Source organism: Bacillus sp. FSL W7-1354 (assembly GCF_038002405.1).
Taxonomy (GTDB): domain Bacteria; phylum Bacillota; class Bacilli; order Bacillales; family Bacillaceae; genus Bacillus; species Bacillus paralicheniformis.
Genome location: NZ_JBBOCL010000001.1, coordinates 3,918,365 through 3,937,063 on the forward strand (window position 1 = coordinate 3,918,365; position 18,699 = coordinate 3,937,063).

At 46.1% G+C, this 18,699-nt stretch carries 22 protein-coding genes; 18 read left to right on the forward strand and 4 right to left on the reverse strand.

From position 1 onward, the window contains the following. Positions 1 to 16 precede the first annotated feature (16 nt). The 4 genes from MKZ04_RS19785 to MKZ04_RS19800 all read left to right on the forward strand — a co-directional run bounded on the left by MKZ04_RS19785 (position 17) and on the right by MKZ04_RS19800 (position 3,436). Complete coding sequence (locus MKZ04_RS19785; RefSeq protein ID WP_043054077.1) at positions 17 to 943, forward strand: ABC transporter ATP-binding protein; 927 nt, start codon at positions 17 to 19, stop codon at positions 941 to 943. Beyond that, positions 936 to 1,703, forward strand: coding sequence for an ABC transporter permease (locus MKZ04_RS19790; protein ID WP_023857879.1), 768 nt, complete (start codon positions 936 to 938; stop codon positions 1,701 to 1,703). Before MKZ04_RS19785 ends, MKZ04_RS19790 begins: the two co-directional genes overlap by 8 nt. 121 nt (positions 1,704 to 1,824) lie before the next feature. Then, positions 1,825 to 2,163: a hypothetical protein gene (locus MKZ04_RS19795; RefSeq protein WP_023857878.1), complete on the forward strand. Its 339-nt coding sequence runs from the start codon at positions 1,825 to 1,827 to the stop codon at positions 2,161 to 2,163. 124 nt (positions 2,164 to 2,287) lie between these two features. Further along, the gene (locus tag MKZ04_RS19800; RefSeq protein ID WP_026580583.1) at positions 2,288 to 3,436 is read left to right on the forward strand and encodes an acyl-CoA dehydrogenase family protein; all 1,149 of its coding nucleotides are present in this window, start codon (positions 2,288 to 2,290) and stop codon (positions 3,434 to 3,436) included. 36 nt (positions 3,437 to 3,472) lie between these two features. Here the strand turns inward: MKZ04_RS19800 and fbpB are convergent, their stop codons facing one another. From fbpB to MKZ04_RS19815, 3 genes are all read right to left on the reverse strand, one after another. Further along, positions 3,473 to 3,628, reverse strand: coding sequence for a Fur-regulated basic protein FbpB (gene fbpB, locus MKZ04_RS19805; RefSeq protein ID WP_023857876.1), 156 nt, complete (start codon positions 3,626 to 3,628; stop codon positions 3,473 to 3,475). Between the two features lie 2 nt (positions 3,629 to 3,630). After that, entirely contained in the window at positions 3,631 to 3,789 is a 159-nt protein-coding gene (gene fbpA / locus MKZ04_RS19810; RefSeq protein WP_023857875.1) for a Fur-regulated basic protein FbpA, read from the reverse strand. Between the two features lie 413 nt (positions 3,790 to 4,202). Next, positions 4,203 to 4,523 carry a thioredoxin family protein gene (locus MKZ04_RS19815; RefSeq protein WP_003179104.1) on the reverse strand — a complete coding sequence of 107 codons (321 nt, stop codon included), beginning with the start codon at positions 4,521 to 4,523 and terminating at the stop codon, positions 4,203 to 4,205. Between the two features lie 160 nt (positions 4,524 to 4,683). Here MKZ04_RS19815 and MKZ04_RS19820 point away from each other — a divergent pair, with 160 nt between their 5' ends. The 6 genes from MKZ04_RS19820 (at position 4,684) to MKZ04_RS19845 (ending at position 11,908) form a co-directional block, all read left to right on the forward strand. Continuing rightward, the gene (locus MKZ04_RS19820; protein ID WP_043054078.1) at positions 4,684 to 5,769 is read left to right on the forward strand and encodes a D-alanine--D-alanine ligase; all 1,086 of its coding nucleotides are present in this window, start codon (positions 4,684 to 4,686) and stop codon (positions 5,767 to 5,769) included. A 116-nt stretch (positions 5,770 to 5,885) separates the two neighbouring features. Continuing rightward, a complete protein-coding gene (locus MKZ04_RS19825) occupies positions 5,886 to 7,256 on the forward strand; it encodes a UDP-N-acetylmuramoyl-tripeptide--D-alanyl-D-alanine ligase (protein ID WP_043054079.1) in 1,371 nt (456 codons plus the stop codon). 65 nt (positions 7,257 to 7,321) lie between these two features. Next, positions 7,322 to 8,032, forward strand: coding sequence for an alpha/beta hydrolase (locus MKZ04_RS19830; protein WP_023857871.1), 711 nt, complete (start codon positions 7,322 to 7,324; stop codon positions 8,030 to 8,032). 346 nt (positions 8,033 to 8,378) lie between these two features. Further along, positions 8,379 to 9,842 (forward strand): degradosome RNA helicase CshA, encoded by a 1,464-nt coding sequence (cshA, locus tag MKZ04_RS19835; protein WP_023857870.1) that lies wholly within the window; start codon positions 8,379 to 8,381, stop codon positions 9,840 to 9,842. Between the two features lie 112 nt (positions 9,843 to 9,954). Beyond that, positions 9,955 to 10,434 carry a PH domain-containing protein gene (locus MKZ04_RS19840; protein WP_035337159.1) on the forward strand — a complete coding sequence of 160 codons (480 nt, stop codon included), beginning with the start codon at positions 9,955 to 9,957 and terminating at the stop codon, positions 10,432 to 10,434. Next, positions 10,424 to 11,908 carry a PH domain-containing protein gene (locus MKZ04_RS19845; protein WP_256164234.1) on the forward strand — a complete coding sequence of 495 codons (1,485 nt, stop codon included), beginning with the start codon at positions 10,424 to 10,426 and terminating at the stop codon, positions 11,906 to 11,908. Before MKZ04_RS19840 ends, MKZ04_RS19845 begins: the two co-directional genes overlap by 11 nt. On the opposite strand, the gene MKZ04_RS19850 is transcribed toward MKZ04_RS19845, so the two are convergent. Continuing rightward, positions 11,905 to 12,504 carry a rhomboid family intramembrane serine protease gene (locus MKZ04_RS19850; RefSeq protein ID WP_145624575.1) on the reverse strand — a complete coding sequence of 200 codons (600 nt, stop codon included), beginning with the start codon at positions 12,502 to 12,504 and terminating at the stop codon, positions 11,905 to 11,907. The two genes, MKZ04_RS19845 and MKZ04_RS19850, sit on opposite strands and share 4 nt — an antisense overlap. Positions 12,505 to 12,847: 343 nt before the next feature. On the opposite strand from MKZ04_RS19850, the gene MKZ04_RS19855 reads away from it, so the two are divergent. From MKZ04_RS19855 to MKZ04_RS19890, 8 genes are all read left to right on the forward strand, one after another. Then, entirely contained in the window at positions 12,848 to 13,807 is a 960-nt protein-coding gene (locus tag MKZ04_RS19855; protein WP_164468292.1) for a LolA family protein, read from the forward strand. A gap of 224 nt (positions 13,808 to 14,031) precedes the next feature. Next, positions 14,032 to 15,201: an alanine racemase gene (alr, locus tag MKZ04_RS19860; RefSeq protein WP_023857864.1), complete on the forward strand. Its 1,170-nt coding sequence runs from the start codon at positions 14,032 to 14,034 to the stop codon at positions 15,199 to 15,201. Between the two features lie 111 nt (positions 15,202 to 15,312). Continuing rightward, on the forward strand, positions 15,313 to 15,594 hold the full coding sequence (locus tag MKZ04_RS19865; protein WP_006638778.1) for a CopG family ribbon-helix-helix protein: 282 nt from the start codon (positions 15,313 to 15,315) through the stop codon (positions 15,592 to 15,594). A 4-nt stretch (positions 15,595 to 15,598) separates the two neighbouring features. Continuing rightward, positions 15,599 to 15,949, forward strand: a complete 351-nt coding sequence (ndoA, locus tag MKZ04_RS19870) for a type II toxin-antitoxin system endoribonuclease NdoA (RefSeq protein WP_003179128.1) — start codon at positions 15,599 to 15,601, stop codon at positions 15,947 to 15,949. 117 nt (positions 15,950 to 16,066) lie between these two features. Beyond that, entirely contained in the window at positions 16,067 to 16,894 is an 828-nt protein-coding gene (locus tag MKZ04_RS19875; RefSeq protein ID WP_095292561.1) for an RsbT co-antagonist protein RsbRA, read from the forward strand. A 3-nt stretch (positions 16,895 to 16,897) separates the two neighbouring features. Beyond that, on the forward strand, positions 16,898 to 17,263 hold the full coding sequence (locus tag MKZ04_RS19880) for an STAS domain-containing protein (protein WP_031305225.1): 366 nt from the start codon (positions 16,898 to 16,900) through the stop codon (positions 17,261 to 17,263). A gap of 2 nt (positions 17,264 to 17,265) precedes the next feature. Continuing rightward, positions 17,266 to 17,667 carry an anti-sigma regulatory factor gene (locus MKZ04_RS19885; RefSeq protein ID WP_023857861.1) on the forward strand — a complete coding sequence of 134 codons (402 nt, stop codon included), beginning with the start codon at positions 17,266 to 17,268 and terminating at the stop codon, positions 17,665 to 17,667. A gap of 10 nt (positions 17,668 to 17,677) precedes the next feature. Next, positions 17,678 to 18,685 (forward strand): PP2C family protein-serine/threonine phosphatase, encoded by a 1,008-nt coding sequence (locus tag MKZ04_RS19890; RefSeq protein ID WP_020450261.1) that lies wholly within the window; start codon positions 17,678 to 17,680, stop codon positions 18,683 to 18,685. Positions 18,686 to 18,699: the final 14 nt, after the last annotated feature.

Genomic DNA, 18,699 nt, shown 5'->3' on the forward strand with positions numbered 1-18,699 from the left:
GAAAGAGGAGGGGGCTATGACAAAGCAGCCTGTTTTACATATAGAAAATGTTGATAAAATCATAGACGGCAAAACGATATTGAAGGATATCCGCTTAACGGCGAATGAAGGGGAGATCATCGGCCTGCTTGGTCCGAACGGATCAGGAAAAACGACCCTCATTAAATTGATCACCGGGTTAATTAAAATGAAGAGCGGATCAATTGTCATAAACGGCTTTCCGATTGACCGCCAATTTGAAAAAGCGATCCGATCGGTCGGAGCCATCGTTGAAAATCCTGAATTTTATCCGTATCTGACAGGCTATGAAAACCTGAAACACTACGCAAATATGCACGCTGGAATCGGTCGGGATAGACTGGCGGAAGTGATCAGCAGGGTCGGGCTAGAAGATGCCGCAGAAGACAAGGTCAAAACATACTCGCTCGGGATGAAACAGCGCCTCGGTATTGCCCAGGCGATTCTTCACCGTCCGAAGCTGCTGATTTTGGACGAGCCGACGAACGGATTGGACCCGGCGGGAATGAAAGATTTCCGCGAGCATCTGCGTGAGCTTGCCGAAGAAGAAGGAACGGCGATCCTGTTTGCGACCCACTTGCTGAAGGAAGTGGAAGATTTGTGCGATCGGGTCGTCATTCTTCAACAAGGGAAAATCAAATCAACCGTCGTCCTCAATGATGCAGATGAAAAGCAGGAAAAGGCGATGCTGGAGGTACAGCCCTATGACAAAGCGCTTCAGTGGCTGAAAGACCAGGGATACGAAGCCCGCGCCGAAAAAGGTTTGCTCGCCGTAAAGGTCGCGAAAGCGCAAATTCCTGCTTTAAATCAACAGCTTGTCGCCAATGAGATTGACGTCTATTCGATCGCTCCGTTTAAGCAGTCTCTTGAGGATGAATATATGGCGCGGACGAATGGAACGGAAGAGAGGAATACTGATGTTTAAACTGATTCAAAACGAGCATGTTAAATTGCTGAAGCGAAAAGTAACATTTGTATCGCTGGCGCTGATCGCAGTCTTTCAATTTCTCCTCGCGCTCATAACGAAAAGAATCCTGATGAGCGCCGGGACAGAGGATCATTTCATCGGCTATTTTTCATTCACCCCAAACCTGAATATCCTCTTGCAGGGGCTTTCGATTGTGGTGGCGGCTTCAATTATATCTTTTGAATATGATAAAAAGACGATCAAATTTTTGCTGATCCGCCCTGTCAGAAGAGAAAAAATTCTTGTTTCAAAATACGTGACGAGCGTGCTCGCAAGCATTTGGCTCTTTATCATTTACTACGGATTTTCTTTATTGTTCGGTCTGCTCTTTTTCGGCGTGAAGCTCGACGAAAAAGCGGAGCCGCTCTTTATCAATACGGTGACAATGATCGGTACGCAGTGGTTTGAAGTATGGATGATGGTTTCCTTTGCGTTTTTATGCTCTGCATTGTTTAAAAGCAGCGCGCTCAGCATCATGGTGTCGATCGTCGTGCTGTACGGCGCCAAAATGCTTGTGACGATCATGTCTTATTTGGAAAAACCGCTCGGTAAATTTTTGTTGTTCGCTAATACTGATTTAACGCAATACGCCGGTGAGGCCAAGCCGCTTTTTAGCGGGATGACGCCTTTGTTTTCACTCGTCATCGTCTTTCTCCATCTCGTGTTTTTTCTCGGAACGGCGTGGTGGGCCTTTTGTAAACGCGATATGAAAGTATAAAATATTTTGTCTAAAGTGTGACAAAAGGAATGACATTTTTGTGAAATATGTCGTAATTACCGTGTGAATTTCCTATTCTAAATTATAATTTTAGGATAAGGGAATGGGGGATGAGACATCCATGAAAAAATTTATTACGGCATTGCCGATTGTATTGCTGTTGTCATTTTCATTTGTTTCTTTTGCCTTTAATTTCGATCATCTTGTCTATTTTAGACTTGCGCTCGGGCTCTTTTCGCTCGCAGGTTTGTTTCTGCTATATAAATTGAAAAACGGCGTCCGCTTCTTTATGGCGTATCTTTATGGAAGCTGGGTCGTGCTGGCCGGAATCGCCGCATATGAAGAACCGCTTTTTTCCGATTTCTTCTTCGGCGGTCTCACGATCACGATGGGCTACTTAACCTACATGCTGATTTATCTCGGTATGAAGGTTGACCGTCGCGGCGGTCAAGCCGTTTAGTCAAAAGCGCACCTCGCTGAAGGTGCGCTTTTTTGTTTTGCCAAGGGTATCATTTGCACAACAAGCCGTGAACGAACTATAATACTTATTAAATCTATCGGAATTTGGTCAGGAGGATGCCGGTGTGTGTTCAATATTTGTGAAAACGGAAAGGCAGCAGGAATGGCTCGGTAAAATCGGGAAACTGGCGGATGAATTTGAGAAAACAGCAGCGTATTATGACGAACATGCCCAATTTCCCGCAGAACATATTCAAAAGCTGCGGGATTCAGGCTACACAGCGCTGACGGTCGGAAAAGAATACGGGGGAGAAGGCATTTCACTCTACGATATGCTTTTGTTTCAGGAACGGCTTGCCAAAGGAGACGGACCGACAGCTCTCAGCATCGGCTGGCACTTGAGCGTGATGGGAGAACTGGCGGAAGGAAACAGCTGGGACCGGCATGTGTTTTCATCGATTTCACATGAAGCATTAAAGGGCGCGCTGATCAACAGAGCTGCAAGTGAAGCGCAGACGGGAAGCCCGACAAGAGGAGGACGCCCCGGAACCCATGCGGTTAAAAAGAATGGCGGATGGATTGTAAACGGACGTAAAACATTTACAACGATGTCTCCGGTTCTCGACTACTTTCTTGTCACCGCTTGGATTGAAGAGAAGCAAACGATTGGCGTTTTCTTGATCCATAAAGATGCGGAAGGCTTGGCAATAGAAGAAACGTGGGATATGGCGGCGATGAGGGGTACGGGAAGCCACGATTTGGTGCTGACCGATGTCCGTCTCGACGAATCCATGCTTGTCGAGCTGTTGGCGGGTAAAAGAACGGATAAAGTCAACGGCTGGCTGCTTCATATACCGGCTGTTTATCTAGGTATCGCGCAAGCAGCGAGAGATTATGCCGTCCAATTTGCAAAAGACTATCAGCCGAACAGTTTGAAAGGTCCGATTAAAGAAGTGCCTGCTGTTCAGCGTCATATCGGCGAAATCGATTTGGAACTCATGAAAGCCCGCCACTTTATGTATCATGTCGCAGAGCTTTATGATGACCCGGAGCGCCGCGCCTTTTTAACAGGTGAGCTTGGAGCGGTTAAACATACAGTAACGAATACGGCCATTGCTGTCGTAGACAGGGCGATGAGAGTCGTCGGAGCGAAGAGTCTGGCGAGAACGAACCCGCTCCAAAGATTCTATCGCGATGTCCGGGCGGGCCTCCACAATCCGCCGATGGATGATGCGACAATCGGCAAGCTTGCTGGTATTGCATTCAGTGAATAGTAAAAAAGAAGCCGTTCAAAATGAGCGGCTTCTTTTTTAAGTTTGTTTTGCTTTAGACATTGCCAAAAGGCGGTTCTCGTGTCTGCGGTCGATCTTGTCATAAATGACTTCCATTTCTTTCGGGTTCTTGGCGATTTCTTTCTTATATTCTTCGACAAGCTGATGAAAGGTTTTAATCTTCCGTTTTGACATGATTATCCGCCTTTCTTGTTGGATTGGTATTCGCTTTCGAGTTCGCTTAAAGACAATTCGTAAAGGTGGCGCTCTTCTTTTTTATATATGCCAAGCTGGATAAGCCGCTGAATGAGTTGTTTCTTTCTCATTTCCACCGCTTTCTTTAATTGAGGGGCCATGTGATCACCTCGTCAACCATTAGTGATATTGATAATCATTATCAATAAAGGATATTATACTAAATAGTATCACCAAATGTAAAGAGACATCCTTAAAATAATATTGAAAGAAATTGAAAAATATGAATTATTATCCAAAAACGTATATAAAAAAAGAAGCCGACAAGGGCTTCACAACTAGAAAAAATAATTGCAAAATAGGAACAAAAAACATTCTACCTGAATATAAAAAACGAATCAAGAACTTTTTGCGAAATTTCGACATTTTCGTTTCCCGGGAAATACTCGTGTCGAATTATTAATGAAAGCTCACTTTTATGAAACAAATATTGCTGCTGTCCCGTCTTGTATAAAAAGGACATGGGCGCTCCCATGTCCTGCGGTTCAGACAAAAAATCAGAACTTTAAACGAATTAGCTAATATGTTCAGCCAGGAACTCGTTCACTTCTTCAGGTGTTTTGGCATTTGCGCTGTGAAGGTGACCCGTTTTTTCGCCGTTTTTGAAAATCAACAGGCTTGGAATGCCCATGACCTGATACTTATCGGCAAGTTCAGGAAGATCGTCTTTATTCAGCTCATACCAGTCATTTTCCTGATAAGCCTCAAGAATGTCTCCAATGAACATGTTCATGCGTGTGCAGTCCGGGCACCAGTCAGCATAAAATTTGACGATGATTTCTTTATCGGATTGGATCAGTTCATTAAATTGTGCTTCTGTTGTGATTTTTTTCAATTGCAACCTCTCCTTTTCAATGCCATTTTAATATAAAATGAAAAGGATTTACATACAAATGCTTTTTATATGCTGTTTTTAGACCGTATTAAAATAATTAGATCATTTTCCCGGGAAAGTGATAAGATAGTAAAGATGAATCCAGTGGGGGGAGTACGAATTGAAGACAAGATTAGGATTGGTATACGGCGGAAAATCAGCGGAGCATAACGTTTCTCTGCAAACCGCGCTGGCCGTCACGAAAGCATTAGATACTGAAAAATTTGATATACACCCGATTTATATAACAGAAAAAGGCGAGTGGGTGAGAGGGCCGCAACTGACAGAACCGGTTTCAAATGTGAAAATGCTTCAGTTTGAACAGACGGGCCAGACATTTTCTCCGGCATTGCTGAACCGCGATATGTTTCCGGGCGAAGCTGATGTAAAAGAAGACTCGATTGATGTTGTTTTCCCGCTTTTGCACGGACCGAATGGGGAAGACGGCACCATTCAAGGCATGCTTGAACTATTGAATGTGCCATATGTGGGCAACGGAGTCTTAGCTTCCTCTGCGGGCATGGATAAAGTGGTCATGAAGCATCTGTTTGCACAGGCAGGGCTTGACCAGGCGAAATACGTTTCATTTGTGAAAAAAACATGGAGTCACTCCAAAGAAGAAAGCTATGATCAAGTGGAAGCTGAGCTTGGTTATCCGTGCTTCGTAAAACCGGCTAACCTTGGATCAAGCGTCGGGATCAGCAAATGCAGAAACCGTGAAGAGCTTGACCAAGCCTTTGGGCTTGCATTTCAATATGACCGGAAAATTGTCGTTGAAGAGGGCGTCATCGGCCGCGAAATAGAACTCGGCGTTCTGGGGAATGATGAACCTGTCTGCTCAGTCGCGGGGGAAATCGCTCCGAAGAAAGATTTTTATGACTATAAAGCAAAATATGAAGACGGCGACACTGATTTGATTATTCCGGCTTCCCTGACAGAGGACGAATACGAAACAATGCGCAGCATGGCGGTCAAAGCGTTTCAGGCGATTGACGGCTCAGGCCTTGTGAGAGCGGACTTTTTCCTTACAAACGAAGGCAGGGTCCTGATCAATGAAGTCAATACGATGCCGGGATTCACACCGTTCAGCATGTTCCCGCTTCTCTGGAAGCAATCAGGGGTTGAGTATGCTGAACTGATTGAAAAACTTGTCGCTTTGGCAATCGATCGGCACGAAGAAAAACAGCAGATCAAACATACATTTTAACGGGACGGAGCGGACCGAATCCGGGGGAAAGCGGTTCGCCCTTATATACAGCTGCAGACACTATCCTTATTTGTGGTAGTGTCTCTTTTCCTTGCTGGAGAAAGAGAGGGACATACATGATAACGAGAACGGTAAAAGAAATTGCTGAAATGTCGGAAGGCGTTTTGACGAATGAAGCTTTTGAAGGGCGTCTCGTCAAAGGCGTCTCAACCGATTCGAGAAAACTGGCGAAAGACCAACTGTTTATTCCGCTTGCAGGCGAGCGGTTCAATGGTCACGTTTTTGCAGAGCAGGCTTTTCAGGAAGGCGTCGCAGCCGTGCTGTGGAACCGGAGCGAACCGAATCCTCCGGAAGGGAAGCCGGTCATTTTAGTTGACGATACGCTGGAAGCGCTGCAGAAGCTTGCGAAGGCATACAGGCATCAGCTGGACGTGAAAATCGTCGGCGTGACCGGTTCAAATGGGAAAACGACGACAAAAGACATGATTCATGCTGTGTTGGGCACCGAGTATAAAGTGCATAAGACAGAAGGAAACTATAATAACCACATCGGCCTGCCCCTGACGATTCTGGCGATGCCGGAAGATACGGAAATCGCCATTTTGGAGATGGGGATGAGCGCCAAAGGGGAAATTGATTTTCTGACACGTCTGGCGCGTCCTGATATCGCCGTCATCACAAACATCGGCGAATCGCACCTCCTTGAACTCGGATCAAGAGAAGGAATTGCAGAGGCAAAGCTCGAAATTGTCAATGGGCTTTCAAAAGAGGGCACACTCATTTATATCGGAGATGAACCGCTGCTCGCCGAAAGGCTGAACCAGCCGCCTTACGAGACAAAGACGTTTGGAGAGGATCCGGCTTTCGACTATCAGCTTGAGGATATGACGCAGACGGAAGAGGGCACGGCATTCCGCGTCAGAGGGATCGAAAACCGGTTCTTCATCCCGGTGCTCGGAAAGCATAATGTGAAAAACGCTTTAGCTGCGATTGCGGCCGGAGACCTTCTGAATGTCAGCAGGACTCATATTGCAGAAGGGCTGACGAAACTGAAAGTGACCGGTATGCGGCTTGAGCTTGTAAAGACACGGGCCGGCGTTGCGATCATTAATGACGCCTATAATGCAAGTCCGACATCGATGAAAGCTGCGATCGAGCTTGTCGACCAGATGAAGGGATACGGCAAGAAAATGCTCGTTCTCGGCGATATGCTGGAGCTCGGCGAAGGAGAGAAAGCGTTTCATGAAGACATCGGGCAGGCAGTCAATCCGGACTCAATCGACTTTTTATTTACGTACGGGGATCTCGGTGCATATATTGCAAAAGGGGCGCTTAAACATTTTCCCGAACACCGCGTCCTTCATTTCAACCCGGAAAACAAAGACGGTTTGAAAAAGATATTGAAAGAAAAAGCGAATACAGGGGATCTGATCCTTGTCAAAGCGTCCAGAGGCATGCGTCTTGAGGATGTTATAAAAGATTTGTAAGGGAACATTGAATCATAAAGTCGTTTTTTATGTGATCATCAGTAAAAGAAAACGGGTGAATGGTCATGATAGGATGTTTATGCATTCACGGATTTACCGGAGCACCGTATGAATTGGAACCGCTGGCTTCTCATTTAAAACAAACGGCCGATTGGCGAGTCGAAATGATCACGCTGCCCGGGCACGGGGAGATGCCGGTTTTAAAAGGCGTCTGTTTTCAGGAATGGATCGCTTGCGCAGAAGTGGAGCTTGTCCGTTTGTTGAAAACGTGTGATACGGTATTTTTAATCGGATTTTCAATGGGCGGGATGATTGCCGCCTATTTAGCCGGAAAATATCCGGTCAGCCGCCTTGTCCTGTTGAGCGCGGCTGCCCAGTACATCAGCCCGGGACAGCTGATCCAGGATTTGAAGAATGTGATCAAAGATTCTTTGCAAGGCAAGCTTGAGGATAATCTGCTTTACAAAAGGTACAAACAAAAGCTGACAAGCACCCCGGTGTCTTCAGCATTTCAGTTTCGCAAGCTCGTTAAGATGACAAAGCCTGCTTTGAAAAACCTCCGCATCCCTGTGCTCATTGTTCAGGGGGAATGCGATTCAATCGTGCCGCTGTCAAGCGCGTATTATCTTTATGAAACCATACCTTCCGAAGAGAAAGAGCTGTGCCTCTTGCCGGAATCCAAGCACCATGTCTGCCTTGAAGAAAACTCCGCTGTCCTCTTTCAAACCGTTGAGGCGTTTCTCAAAAAAACGCCGATTGAATCCATAAAAAAATAAATAATTGAACGGCAATCTGCAAAAAATAATCGGGGATGCGGGCAGAGAAAAATGAGTGTATGCTGTCGAAAGCCGCACAAGCCTGTGTTACAATGTGTAAAAGACGTCAACAGGCGGGCTTGACGTTTCGCGGACGGTTGTCCCAGAGGTCTATAGATGGCTGCCGAACCGGCGAGAGAGCACACTGCTCATTTTCATCTTGTTGAAAAACGTATAACGGAATGGTAATATAACATGTAAAGTAATTCGGGCTTTGCATAAGTATGGACCTGTCCTTTGCACAAAGGGCAGTTTTTATTGATAAAACACGATTACTGAAACAGTAAGCAGAAGGAGTTTGAATACATTGACAATAACGTTTCAAGATTTTCAATTAAGTTCTGATCTCACAAAAGCGATCAAGCGTATGGGATTTGAAGAGGCAACACCGATTCAGGCACAAACGATTCCGCTCGGCCTTGCAAATAAAGATGTGATCGGACAAGCGCAAACGGGAACAGGAAAAACGGCTGCATTTGGCATCCCCCTTGTTGAGAAAATCAACCCCGAGTCTCCTAACATTCAAGCCATTGTTATCGCACCTACTCGTGAATTAGCCATTCAAGTTTCTGAAGAGCTATATAAAATTGGACAGGATAAACGCGCTCGCGTGCTGCCGATTTACGGTGGACAGGATATCGGACGCCAGATTCGCGCGCTTAAGAAAAATCCTCATATTATCGTCGGAACACCTGGCCGTTTACTTGACCATATCAACCGCCGCACAATGCGTCTTCAAACAGTGAACACCGTTGTGCTTGATGAAGCGGATGAAATGCTGAACATGGGATTCATCGAAGATATCGAATCCATCCTTTCCAATGTGCCCGCTGAGCATCAAACATTGCTGTTTTCTGCAACAATGCCTGCTCCGATTAAACGGATTGCAGAACGTTTCATGACCAACCCGGAGCACGTGAAAGTGAAAGCGAAGGAAATGACAGTATCAAACATTCAGCAGTTCTACCTTGAAGTACATGAACGCAAAAAGTTTGATACGCTGACACGTCTTCTTGACATCCAGTCTCCTGAACTGGCGATTGTATTCGGCCGGACAAAGCGCCGCGTCGATGAACTAACAGAAGCGCTTAATCTGCGCGGTTATACAGCTGAAGGAATCCACGGCGATTTGACTCAGGCGAAGCGAATGGTGGCACTCCGGAAATTTAAGCAAGGCGCAATTGAAGTGCTCGTTGCGACAGACGTTGCGGCGCGTGGCCTTGATATTTCAGGGGTAACGCACGTCTACAACTTCGATGTGCCGCAAGATCCTGAAAGCTATGTTCACCGCATCGGAAGAACGGGACGCGCAGGCAAAACAGGAATGGCGATGACCTTCATTACACCGCGCGAAAAAGACATGCTCCGCGCCATCGAGCAGACGACAAAACGCAAAATGGACCGCATGAAAGCACCGACTCTAGATGAGGCGATTGAAGGACAGCAGCAGGTGACGGTTGACCGTCTCCGGACGATCATCGAGGAAAATAACCTGAACTTCTATATGACAGCTGCAGCGGAATTATTGGAAGACCATGATTCTGTGACAGTTGTTGCGGCTGCCATTAAAATGATGACCAAAGAGCCGGACAACACGCCTGTCCGTTTGACGGAAGAGGCTCCGCTCAGAACGAAGCGAAATAAAAGTCACCACCCCCGTTCATCAAAACGCAGAGACGGCGGCGGCTACAGAGGAAAGAACAATCGTTCATCTTATGATAAAAAGCGTTCTTCGAATGACAGACGCCAAAAAAAATCATATAATTCATAATCAAAAGGCGGATCCTTTTTTACGGATTCGCCTTTTTTTAAAAACGAAAGTCTTTATCCGAAACATTTTCAGCCTAAGACCGTAAATAGAACTAGATTGGGGGAATCGAGTTTTGAGAAGCGAGCCGAAAAATCAAATAAGCCGCGATGGCGTAAAAGTCTGGAGAATTACAGCTTGTATCACATCATTCGTTTTAATGCTGGCTGCAGCAGGCCTTGTTGCCGCAGGGTTGATATTTAAATGGCCGGTATGGATCGGCATTTTGTCAGCGGCCGTTTGGCTGGTGATTTCATTTGTCATCATTATTATTATTCCGAATATCCGCCACAGAATATGGCGCTACGAAGTCCATGAGAACGAAATCGATATTCAGCACGGCATCTTTGTGGTGACCCGCGTGATCGTTCCGATGGTCAGAGTCCAGCATGTTGATACATCGCAGGGCCCCATCCTCAGAAAATATAATCTCGCCTCCGTGCAAATTTCAACAGCCGCGACGACCCATTCCATTCCCGCTCTGGATGTTGAAGAGGCGGATCAGCTCAGGGACTCCATTTCCAGGCTGGCAAGGGTGACTGAAGATGATGTCTGAACCGAGACGCATGCACCCCGCCGCCGTCATTCTCAACTTTATCAAAGGCCTTGTTGAGACCGTTAAAAACTTTATCATTCCATTTGGCGTAGTGCTTTTTTTAAATCAGTCGCACACAGTCAAAATGCTGGCGATCGCCGCGGCCGTGCTGTTTTTCATTGCTTTGGTCGTGACGAGCATCATCAAGTGGAGCAAATTTACATACCGTATCGAAGAGGATGAATTGCGAATAGAGGAAGGCCTGATTAATAAGAAAAAAAGGTATATTCCGATCGAACGGATTCAAACGATCAACACGAGCGCAGGCCTCATTCAGCAAATATTCAAGCTGGTGAAGCTTCAAGTCGAAACGGCAAGCGGAGGAACGGAAGCGGAAGTTTCCTTGGTCGCCATTACCCAGGCAGAAGCCGAACGTATTCAGCAAGCGCTTTTCGAAAGGAAAAAAGCGGCGGAAAGCACTGGAGCCGATGTCACGGATCCGCAGGAAGAGACTGCTGCAGAGGCGGAGGAAACAGCGGAAGAACCGCAAATGATGTACAAAATGACCGGGCAGGAGCTTTTAACTGCAGCGTCAACATCAAGCGGGATCGGCGTCATTATTTCAGGGGTATTCGCTTTTTTCACTCAAGTCGACGACTTCTTTGATTTGGACTGGCTGTATGACCGTTTTGCTTTTTTGAATAGCGCTGGAGCGACTGTCATCGCCTTAGCTGCTTTTGTTGCCCTTTTCATTGCATGGCTTCTCAGCATTGTCGGGATGCTTTTGAAATACGCGAATTTTACAGTCGTGCGTAAAGAGAAAGAAATCGTCATTTCCAGAGGGCTGATTGAAAAGCATCAAATCACGATTCCGCTGCAGCGGATTCAAGCGATTAAAATCAAGGAGAGTCTGATCAGGCAGCCTTTTGGACTTGCAGCCGTCACAATCGTCAGCGCAGGCGGAAACGTTTTGGAAGAAGATAAATCAGCCGTCCTATTTCCGATTATCAGCAAAAAAATGATCAAACAGCACCTCGGAGAACTCATTCCGGATTATGCGCCGGAAGACGATTTGAACCGCTTGCCGAAACGCGCACTGCGCCGTTATATCCTGCGCGCATCCTGGCCGGTTCTCGCCGTCGTTCCGCTTTCTATTCTGTTTCCGCCGTGGGGCTATTTGTCCGCTGTATTGATTCCTTTTTACTGGATCATCGGCTACTTATCATACCGCGATGCCGGCTGGAAGATCAGCGGCAGCAAAATCATCATGTCATCGCGCTTCATCGGCAGAACAACCGCTGTCATTCAGCGCAGGCGCATGCAGGTGTTCGAAGTCAGCCGCTCGTATTTCCAGCGCAGAAGACAGCTTGTTTCGATCCATACATCAACAAAATCATCTGCTTTAATGGAGAAGTTTTCGGTGGCTGATGTCGAGGAGAAAGATTCGGACGATATTTTTGCATGGTATTCTTATGAAAAAAGAGTGAACGGTTAAAAGCCGTTCACTCTTTTATTTAACAACGGAGGAGCCAGAGCGAGTCCGCCCAGCAGTCCGAAGATGTGCGCCATGATATTGATATTTTGGTTGACAAACGTCATCAAAACCGAAATGGCGAGGATGGTGACGATGATTTGGGAATTGGCGCTTCCCATCAGCTCTTTTCTAAACAGCACGATGTACAGGTACACACCGAACAATCCGAATATCGCTCCTGAAGCACCGACATGCATATACTCCAGCGGTTCGATGAAATACGTGCCGATATTGCCGATCACTCCTGTCCCAATATAAACGATGAGAAACTTGAGTTTCCCGAGCATTCGTTCCAGCCCGGGGGCAAATAAAAAGATCGACATCGAATTAAAGAGCAGATGGCCGAACCCGGCGTGAATAAAGATCGGTGTCACAAACCTCCACCATTCTCCATTCGCTATCCCCCAGTTAAATCCAATCAATAAATCAGACCACATCTGTACGGCCGTCAACGGAAGTAAAAAAAGAATCCAGATGGCAAACTGCAGGGCCAGTATGGCTGATGTGACCGGGTAGAGCCTGATAAACGTCTGAAAATTTTCTGTTCTGATAAACATGCTTATGATTTAAGCCCCTTTACAATGATCTCGTACATATATAGTAACACGTTTATGAACAGGCAGCGGCGATTAGTACGGAGGAGAAAAATGATTTTGAAAGGTTGTCATGCTAGTCTGCATATTGTCTGAGACACGCTCATATATTGGGTAGTGCAATAAGGGAGACGAGTCGTTGCAGGCTTTTATGGTACGCACGCCGATACAGCCGGCCCTGTTCTTATGGCGTACCGTTAAAGTCGAACAAGCGGTTTCTTCCTTTTTACATCAATGATTAAAAAGGGGTTGAAAAAAGGTGAGAAAAAGCTTTGTTTTGCTTTTAACGGGGCTGCTTGTAATCCTTATGCTTTCTGCCTGCGGCCAAAAATCGCAAGAAGATGTTGTGACGGGGCTCGACAAGAAGGCAAAAGAATACACGTCCTATAAGGCAAAAGCGAAAATGACGATTGAAACGGGAAATGAACCGCAGGAGTACAATGTGGAAATCTGGCATAAAAAACCTTCTCTTTACCGGGTCTATTTGGAAAACCCGAAAAAAGACCAGAGCCAGGTGATCTTGCGCAATGAAAACGGCGTGTTTGTTTTGACTCCGTCGCTGAATAAAAGCTTCCGCTTCCACAGCGACTGGCCTAATAACAGCAGCCAAGTATACTTATTCGAATCGCTCGTAAAAGATGTCAAAAATGATGGGGAAGCTTCTTTTTCCGCAAAGGATTCAAAATACATTTTTGAAACGAAAACGAATTATCAGCATAATCAGATGCTGCCGACCCAGGAAATCGTTTTCCATAAAAAAAACATGGCTCCTTCATCGGTTAAGGTGATGGACACGGACCGCAAACCGATGGTAAAGGTTGAGTTTACAAGCTTTGAATTCGATAAGCCGCTCGATAAAGACGCATTTGATGAAAAGAAAAATATGACGCTGTCTCAAATTGACGTAGCGACAAGCGCGGACGTGTCAGACTCTTTCGCCGTCAAAACGCCGCTCGATGTGCCTCAGGGCGTGAAAAAGCTTGAGGAGAAAGAAATGGCGACTGAAGACGGCAAACGAATCGTCATCACATACGGCGGTGAAAAGTCCTTTACATTGATTCAGGAAAAAGCCCGCGTCGCCAAAACATCTACTTCTGTGTCCATGAACGGAGAGCCGGTTGACCTCGGCTTCACGGTCGGCGCACTGACGGATAAATCGTTGTCATGGACTTATGACGGAGTCGACTATTTCATCTCATCAGAAGACCTTTCTCAAGATGAACTTCTGATGGTTGCCAAAAGCATGCAAGGCCAGTCTTCAAAATAGACTGTGCCTATCCAGCAGCCTGTTTTCCGCCCGGAAGCGGAAAACAGGCTGTTTTTATATTTCCGGGGCAAGCGTATGTTTTCTACAGTTTTTCTGTAAAATGTATAGCGTGCCAGCAATTTTTCTCTTGTTCTGGGCAGTTGTTCCCGTACAAAATTTCCCTTTCTCCGAACTTTTTAGTATGATGGGAAGGACGATTGAAACAAGGAACAGGAAGTGTCATGATGAGCTTAAAACCATTCTATAGAAAGACATGGGCCGAAATCGATTTAACGGCTTTAAAAGAAAACGTGCGCAATATGAAGCGGCACATCGGCGAGCATGTCCACTTGATGGCCGTCGTTAAAGCGAATGCCTACGGACACGGGGATGCACAGGTAGCGAAGGCGGCTCTTGCAGAAGGGGCGTCCATTCTTGCTGTGGCTTTACTGGATGAAGCGCTTTCGCTGAGAGCGCAGGGGATTGAAGAACCGATTCTTGTCCTCGGCGCAGTGCCGCCCGAATATGCCGGCATTGCCGCGGAAAAGCGCATTACCGTGACGGGCTACTCAGCCGGCTGGCTGAAAGACGTGCTCGGTTTTCTCGGTGAGACCGAAGCTCCTCTTGAATATCATTTGAAGATCGACACGGGCATGGGCCGCCTTGGCTGCAAAACGGAAGAAGAGATCAAAGAAATGATGGAGATGACCGAATCGAGCGATAAACTCAATTGTACGGGCGTGTTCACTCATTTCGCGACGGCGGACGAAAAGGACACCGATTATTTCGACATGCAGCTTGACCGCTTTAAAGAATTGATCAGCCCTCTCCCGCTTGACCGTTTAATGGTGCATTCGTCAAACAGCGCCGCGGGTCTGCGCTTCAGGGAACAGCTCTTTAATGCCGTCCGCTTCGGCATCGGCATGTACGGTTTGGCGCCGTCAACCGAAATAAAAGACGAGCTGCCGTTTCGTCTGCGGGAAGTGTTTTCGCTTCATACCGAACTCACCCATGTGAAAAAAATTAAAAAAGGTGAGAGCGTCAGCTACGGGGCGACATATACGGCCAAACGCGACGAATGGATCGGGACAGTTCCCGTCGGGTATGCTGATGGATGGCTGAGGCGCCTTGCCGGGACGGAAGTGCTGATCGACGGAAAACGCCAAAAAATAGCGGGGAGAATCTGCATGGACCAGTTCATGATTTCCCTCGCCGAAGAATACCCTGTCGGCACAAAGGTTACCTTGATCGGGAAGCAAAAAGACGAATGGATTTCAGTCGACGAAATCGCCCAACATTTGCAGACGATCAATTATGAAATTACCTGTATGATAAGTTCAAGGGTGCCCCGTATGTTTTTGGAAAATGGGAGTATAATGGAAATAAGGAATCCGATCTTGCCTGATCAATCCTGAAAATTGATGAATTAGCGGAAAAACAACTTTGCTTGCGAAAAGAATAATGATATCATTATGGATGGAATGGATAGAGTGTTGTATCCGTAAGTTTGGTGGAGGTGTATGTTTTTGTCTGAATCCAGCGCAACAACTGAAATATTGATTCGCTTGCCAGAAGCTTTAGTATCAGAACTGGATGGTGTCGTCATGCAAGATAACGGGAGCAGAAATGAACTGATTTACCAAGCCACAAAAATGTATTTGCGCGAGCGCAAAAATCGACAAATTCGGGAATCGATGAGACGCGGTTATATGGAGATGGCCAAGATTAATTTGAACATCTCTTCTGAGGCTCAATTTGCAGAGTATGAGGCTGAAAACACAGTAGAGCGCTTAGTAAGCGGAGGATAATCATTTGATTGTTAAACGCGGCGATGTTTATTTTGCTGACCTATCTCCTGTTGTTGGCTCAGAACAAGGCGGGGTGCGCCCGGTTTTAGTGATTCAAAACAACATCGGCAATCGCTTCAGCCCAACTGCTATTGTTGCAGCCATAACAGCCCAAATACAGAAAGCAAAATTACCTACCCACGTCGAAATTGATGCGAAACGCTACGGTTTTGAAAGAGATTCCGTTATATTGCTCGAACAAATTCGGACGATTGACAAGCAAAGATTAACGGACAAAATCACCCATCTCGATGATGAAATGATGGAAAAGGTCAACGAAGCCTTACAAATCAGTTTGGCACTCATTGATTTTTAATATTGATGAAAGTTGCTCGAGGCGAAAGAGCAACTTTTTTTGTGTTCAAAAATAACAAACGATATAATGGAACTGTTAGTCCAAAAAATGTTATCAGATGTAGTTAGGGGGATGAACATGTCGAATCAAGCAGTGTTAAAATTTATCTCGGAGAACCAAAATGTACTCGCCGTGAATTTGGCGGATATTCTGAAAGAACTAAACAGCAACATGACAAACGTGAAGCTGACTGAACACATGTATGAGACGATCAGCAATGAATACATTCATATCCTTATGAATGAGTCCGGGGACGGGAATGAAAAATCGATCGACACCATCTACCAGTTTTCTTCAAAAGCCGTACAGCTCGGCGTTCCGCTGAAGCTTCTGTCGTCGGGATTATCAGCTTTTTGGAAGCACCTGTACTATGAAATGAACAAGGACGTCCCGGAAGATCAGCAATGCTATGATCTGATATGGGAAATCGATAAATTTATCGAACCGATCAACAGCGAAATCTTGAATCAGTATGCGATCTCCTGGGAGAAAACCGTCGCTCTTCAAAAGGTCGCATTACAGGAGCTCTCGGCGCCGCTGATCCCGGTTTTTGAAAATATTACGGTGATGCCTCTCGTCGGCACGATCGACACGGAGCGGGCCAAAAAGATTATGGAAAACCTGTTGAGCGGCGTCGTCAAACACCGGTCCGAAGTCGTCCTCATTGACATTACGGGCGTGCCTGTCGTCGATACGATGGTCGCACACCACATCATGCAGGCTTCCGAAGCTGTCAGACTGGTCGGCGCAAAATGCCTGCTCGTTGGAATCCGCCCGGAAATCGCGCAGACGATTGTGAATTTGGGAATCGATTTAACTCAGGTTATTACAAAAAATACCCTGCAAAAAGGAATTCAAACCGCATTAGAAATGACAGACAGAAAAATTGTTTCATTGGAGGAATAAGTTTTGAGGATACCTAACATTCCAATTTTGAAGCTATATAACTGTTTATTGGTATCCATTCAAGTGGAGCTCGATGACCAAACCGCCCTGAAATTTCAAGAGGACCTGCTGAACAAAATATATGAAACCGGTTCGAACGGAGTGGTGATCGATCTGACTTCGGTGGACATCATCGATTCATTCATCGCCAAAGTACTTGGCGATGTTATTACAATGTCAAAACTGATGGGCGCCAAAGTCGTTCTGACTGGTATCCAGCCGGCTGTTGCGGTGACATTGATTGAACTCGGCATTTCTTTGGACGAGATCGAGACGGCGCTCGATCTCGAAAAGGGGCTCGAGACATTGCAGCGGGAATTGGGGGAATAAATATGGCAGACCAATCCTGTGTGAAGATTTTGACAGAATGGGACATAGTGGCCGCCAGACAGCTCGGGCGAAATGTCGCCAAAGAACTGGGGTTCGGCACAGTGGACCAGGCCAGAATCACAACAGCCATCTCAGAGCTGGCGCGTAATATTTATTTGTATGCCGGAAAAGGCCGAATCTGCATCGAACAGGTTCAGGAAGAAGGTAAAAAGGGGTTGAAAGTCATAGCGGAGGATGAGGGGCCGGGAATCGCTGACATCAAAAAAGTGATGGAAGACGGTTTTTCAACCTCAGGCGGCCTCGGAGCGGGCCTGCCGGGGGTAAAGCGTCTGATGGACCAATTTGAATTGCATTCGGACGCGGAAAATGGAACGGATATACAAGCCATAAAGTGGCTGCGGTAGGAGGGAAGGAATGGATTTCAGGGAAGTGATTGAGCAGCGCTATCGACAGCTGCTTAGCCGTTATATATCTGAATTAACAGAGACATCCCTTTATCAGGGGCAGAAATTCAGCAGAAAAACGATTGAACATCAAGTGCCGCCGGAAGAGATTATCAGCATACACCGAAAAGTTCTGTCTGAATTATATCCGGATCTTCCGGACCATGTGTTCCATTCTCTCGATTTTTTAATTGAAGTGATGATTGGATACGGTTTGGCCTATCAAGAACATCAGACATTAAGAGGAATTCAGCAGGAAATTAAATCGGAAATCGAAATTGCCGCAAATGTCCAGCAAACGCTGCTCGAAACGAAGATCCCGAAAGTTGAAGCGCTTGAAATCGGAGCGGTCAGCGTTCCGGCTAAGCAAATGAGCGGTGATTATTATCATTTTGTACGGGACAAGGAATCGATTAACATCGCCATTGCAGATGTGATCGGAAAAGGAATACCGGCCGCGTTATGCATGTCGATGATCAAATATGCGATGGACTCTCTGCCGGATTCGGGCACGTCTCCTTCACAGGTGCTGAAAAACCTGAACAGGGTCGTCGAACAAAATGTGGACCCTAGCATGTTTATTACAATGTTTTATGGCAATTATCATCTCCAAAAACACCTATTTACGTTTTCATCTGCCGGTCATGAACCTGGCTTTTATTATTCTTGCAGGGAAAATAAATTTTACGATTTAAACGCAAAAGGCCTCGTTCTTGGCATTTCATCACAATACGACTATGAGCAGTACGAGCAAAAACTGGATATTGGCGATATGATCGTTCTTTTTTCAGATGGTGTAACCGAATGCCGGACAGACAGCGGATTTTTGGAGCGGTCTGACTTGCAGAACCTGATCACTGTACATATGGAGAAACCGGCTCAGCAAATGGTTGACTGTATATACGAACATCTGCTCAAGCTTCAGGATTTTCAGCTTCATGACGATTTTACTCTCATTGTTTTCAAAAGAAAGGTTTAAAGTTTCTCTTCGCT

Bases quoted from the DNA above. Each gene is read 5' to 3' on its own strand.
- MKZ04_RS19885 (WP_023857861.1), top strand. From the start codon at position 17,266: ATGGCAGACCAATCCTGTGTGAAGATTTTGACAGAATGGGACATAGTG.
- MKZ04_RS19790 (WP_023857879.1), top strand. From the start codon at position 936: ATGTTTAAACTGATTCAAAACGAGCATGTTAAATTGCTGAAGCGAAAA.
- MKZ04_RS19855 (WP_164468292.1), top strand. From the start codon at position 12,848: ATGCTTTCTGCCTGCGGCCAAAAATCGCAAGAAGATGTTGTGACGGGG.
- fbpA (WP_023857875.1), bottom strand. From the start codon at position 3,789: ATGGCCCCTCAATTAAAGAAAGCGGTGGAAATGAGAAAGAAACAACTC.
- MKZ04_RS19890 (WP_020450261.1), top strand. From the start codon at position 17,678: ATGGATTTCAGGGAAGTGATTGAGCAGCGCTATCGACAGCTGCTTAGC.
- MKZ04_RS19875 (WP_095292561.1), top strand. From the start codon at position 16,067: ATGTCGAATCAAGCAGTGTTAAAATTTATCTCGGAGAACCAAAATGTA.
- MKZ04_RS19830 (WP_023857871.1), top strand. From the start codon at position 7,322: ATGATAGGATGTTTATGCATTCACGGATTTACCGGAGCACCGTATGAA.
- MKZ04_RS19785 (WP_043054077.1), top strand. From the start codon at position 17: ATGACAAAGCAGCCTGTTTTACATATAGAAAATGTTGATAAAATCATA.
- MKZ04_RS19795 (WP_023857878.1), top strand. From the start codon at position 1,825: ATGAAAAAATTTATTACGGCATTGCCGATTGTATTGCTGTTGTCATTT.
- alr (WP_023857864.1), top strand. From the start codon at position 14,032: ATGAGCTTAAAACCATTCTATAGAAAGACATGGGCCGAAATCGATTTA.
- fbpB (WP_023857876.1), bottom strand. From the start codon at position 3,628: ATGTCAAAACGGAAGATTAAAACCTTTCATCAGCTTGTCGAAGAATAT.
- MKZ04_RS19845 (WP_256164234.1), top strand. From the start codon at position 10,424: ATGATGTCTGAACCGAGACGCATGCACCCCGCCGCCGTCATTCTCAAC.
- MKZ04_RS19825 (WP_043054079.1), top strand. From the start codon at position 5,886: ATGATAACGAGAACGGTAAAAGAAATTGCTGAAATGTCGGAAGGCGTT.
- MKZ04_RS19850 (WP_145624575.1), bottom strand. From the start codon at position 12,504: ATGTTTATCAGAACAGAAAATTTTCAGACGTTTATCAGGCTCTACCCG.